The organism is Streptomyces calidiresistens (genome assembly GCF_014141525.1).
Lineage (GTDB): Bacteria > Actinomycetota > Actinomycetes > Streptomycetales > Streptomycetaceae > Streptomyces > Streptomyces calidiresistens.
Window position 1 is genome coordinate 1 of the sequence record NZ_VKHS01000724.1, and the last position, 2,753, is coordinate 2,753.

Here is a 2,753-nt window from a genome sequence, read left to right on the forward strand (position 1 = left end):
CCGATTTCCCTCGGATCCGGCTCCCGGTCGGCGGGAGTTCGAGTGTTTTACCGCCCTCCGGCGCGAGCTTTGCGCCCTCCGGCGTTGCCACCACCGTAGAACATTCCCCCGCCCGATTCAAAATCGGACCCGGAGCCATTTCCGCACCCGGACACACGAATGCACGGCAATACCGCGACCCGACGCATCCGCACACGTGCGAAGACGACGACCCGATCCGGATCGTTCGAGGAGTTTGTCCCGCGAAGGTGACGGTCCCACCCGGTAAACCAACCCGGGGGACACGCGCGCCACCGACATGCGGGGCTCGGCCTCCGCGTCAGTGGCAGCTCGATACAACTTACGGATCCACCACGGACGTGTCAAGTGCGGCCGGCCCGGGAGTCGGAACCGGCTCGCCCGTGTCCGGGGAGAGCGACCGGCCCGCCGCTCAGGCCACCTCGGGGAGGCGGTCCCCGACGTCCGCGGCCTGCGTGTCCCCCGTCTCGCCCGCCTCCGCCGCCCGGCGACCCACCACGAAGACGTAGAGGAGGAAGGCGACCAGGGCCACCACGCCGATCGTGATGCGGGCCCAGGTGGGCAGACCCGAGGGGGTCACGAATCCCTCGATGAGGCCCGACACGAAGAGCACGACCATGAGGCCGATCGCCATGCCCAGCGCCGCACGTCCCTCGGTCGCGAGGGCGACCCGGCGACTGCGCGGCCCCGGATCGATCACCGTCCATCCCAGGCGCAGGCCCACTCCCGCCGCCACGAAGACCGCCGTCAGCTCCAGCAGGCCGTGCGGGAGGATCAGCCCCAGGAAGACGTCCAGCCGCCCGGCGGCGGCCATCAACCCGAGGCCGATGCCGACGTTCACCGCGTTGAGCAGCAGCACCCAGATCACCGGGATGCCCAACAGGACCCCGAAGGCGAGCGAGATGGCCGCGACCCAGGCGTTGTTCGTCCACACCTGCGCGGAGAAGGCCGCCGCCGCGCTCTCGGTGTAGTAGGTCTCGTAGGCCCCGCCGGGCCGGGTCATCTCCCGGAGTTCCTCCGGCGCCCCGATGCTCGCCTGCACCTCGGGCGAGGCCGCGATCCACCACCCCACCAGCACCGTCACCAGGATGAAGGCGAAGGCGGTGGGCACCCACCAGGTCCGGGTGCGGTAGCAGGCGGCGGGGAAGCCGGCGGTGAAGTAGTGGACCGCGTCCCCCCAGGTCGAGCGGCGGGCCCCGACCACTCCGCTGCGCGCGCGGGCGACGAGGGTGGTGAGGCGGTTCATCACCACCGGGTCGGGGGCCTGCGCGCGCAGCATGGACAGGTGCGTCGCGGTGCGCTGGTACAGCGCGACCATCTCGTCCGCCTCGGCGCCGGTGAGGCGACGGCGACGGCGCTGCAACTGGTCGAGACGGTCCCACTCGGCCCGGTGGGCGGCGACGAACACATCGAGGTCCATGTCCCCGACCTTCTCAGAACGACCGGGGTGGATGTCGAGCGGACCGGGCGAACGACACCCGGTTGTTGTCCGGTCCGGGACGCTCCGCCCGGGGTGGTGCGGCGGGCCGGGGTCCGGAACGGCAGACTGGAGACGACGCCGCCCCGCCCCGCCCCGGGGATCGCGGGCGGTCGTGGCTCGACCGTCGGGCGCCCGACCGGCCCGGCGGACCACGACGGGAGGGGTCCGAGGACGATGAACCAGTTGGTCACCGGCGACGCGGTGGTGCTCGGGCTGCAACCGGCCAAACTGCCGAGCCGGGCCATCGCCGTCGCCCTCGATCTGGCGGTCCTGGTGACCGCCTACGTCCTGCTCTCGCTCCTGGTGACCAGTCAGGTCGTCGCCCTGGGCGGGGCCGCCCTGGCCGCCGTGCAGGTGGCGATGCTGGTGCTGGTGCTCATCGGGGTGCCGATGGCCGTGGAGACGTTGAGCCAGGGGCGGTCGCTCGGCAAGCTGGCGCTGGGGCTGCGCGTGGTGCGGGACGACGGCGGACCCATTCGCTTCCGGCACGCCTTCGTCCGGGCGCTGATCGGTTTCCTGGAGATCCTGGCGACCTTCGGCGTGATCGCCACCATCGCCTCCCTGGTCTCCGCACGCGGTCGGCGGCTGGGAGACGTCTTCGCGGGGACGCTGGTGGTGCGGGAGCGGATTCCCACCGGTCGGACGACCGTGCTGCCGCCACCGCCGCCGCATCTGGCGGACCGGTTCGCGGCGTTGGACCTGTCGAACGTGCCGGACGGGATGTGGCTGGCGATTCGTCAGTACCTCACCCGGCTGCCGAAGCTGGACCCCGGGGTCTCGTGGTCGATGGGGGTGGGGTTGGCCGACGAGTTGGCGGCGAGGCTGGGTTCCCCGCCGCCGCCCGGCGAGCACCCGGCCTCCTACCTGGCGGCGGTGGCGGGGGAACGGCAGCGGCGGGAGATCGCGCGTACGTTCCGGGATCGGCCGGTGCCGCCGGAGTTGCGGGGGGCCGTCGCCGGCTCCGGGGGGCCCGGTGTGCCGGGTGCCCCGGCCGGGTCGTTCGCCGCTCCCGGCGGGGGTGTTCCCCCGGCACCCGGGGCGGTGGTGCCGCCCGCCGGGGCTTCGGGGGCGGCTGCCCCGTCCGCCGGGCCCGGGTTCGCTCCCCCGGGGGCGCCCCCGGTGACGGCCGGACCCGCTCCGGAGGACCGGTCCGGGCCGGGGGCCGGCGCACCGGAAAGCGTGTCCTCGCGCCCCGGGGGGTTCAGCGCGCCGGGATGAGGCCGGTCCGGGGGGCGGACCCGTTCACTCCCACCCC

At 73.6% G+C, this 2,753-nt stretch carries 2 protein-coding genes; one reads left to right on the forward strand and one right to left on the reverse strand.

Annotated elements, in window-relative coordinates; genetic code table 11:
* Positions 1-430: 430 nt before the first annotated feature.
* The gene (locus FOE67_RS21990; protein ID WP_182666576.1) at positions 431-1,438 is read right to left on the reverse strand and encodes a stage II sporulation protein M; all 1,008 of its coding nucleotides are present in this window, start codon (positions 1,436-1,438) and stop codon (positions 431-433) included.
* Between the two features lie 234 nt (positions 1,439-1,672).
* On the opposite strand from FOE67_RS21990, the gene FOE67_RS21995 reads away from it, so the two are divergent.
* Positions 1,673-2,716 (forward strand): RDD family protein, encoded by a 1,044-nt coding sequence (locus FOE67_RS21995; protein ID WP_182666577.1) that lies wholly within the window; start codon positions 1,673-1,675, stop codon positions 2,714-2,716.
* Positions 2,717-2,753 lie beyond the last annotated feature (37 nt).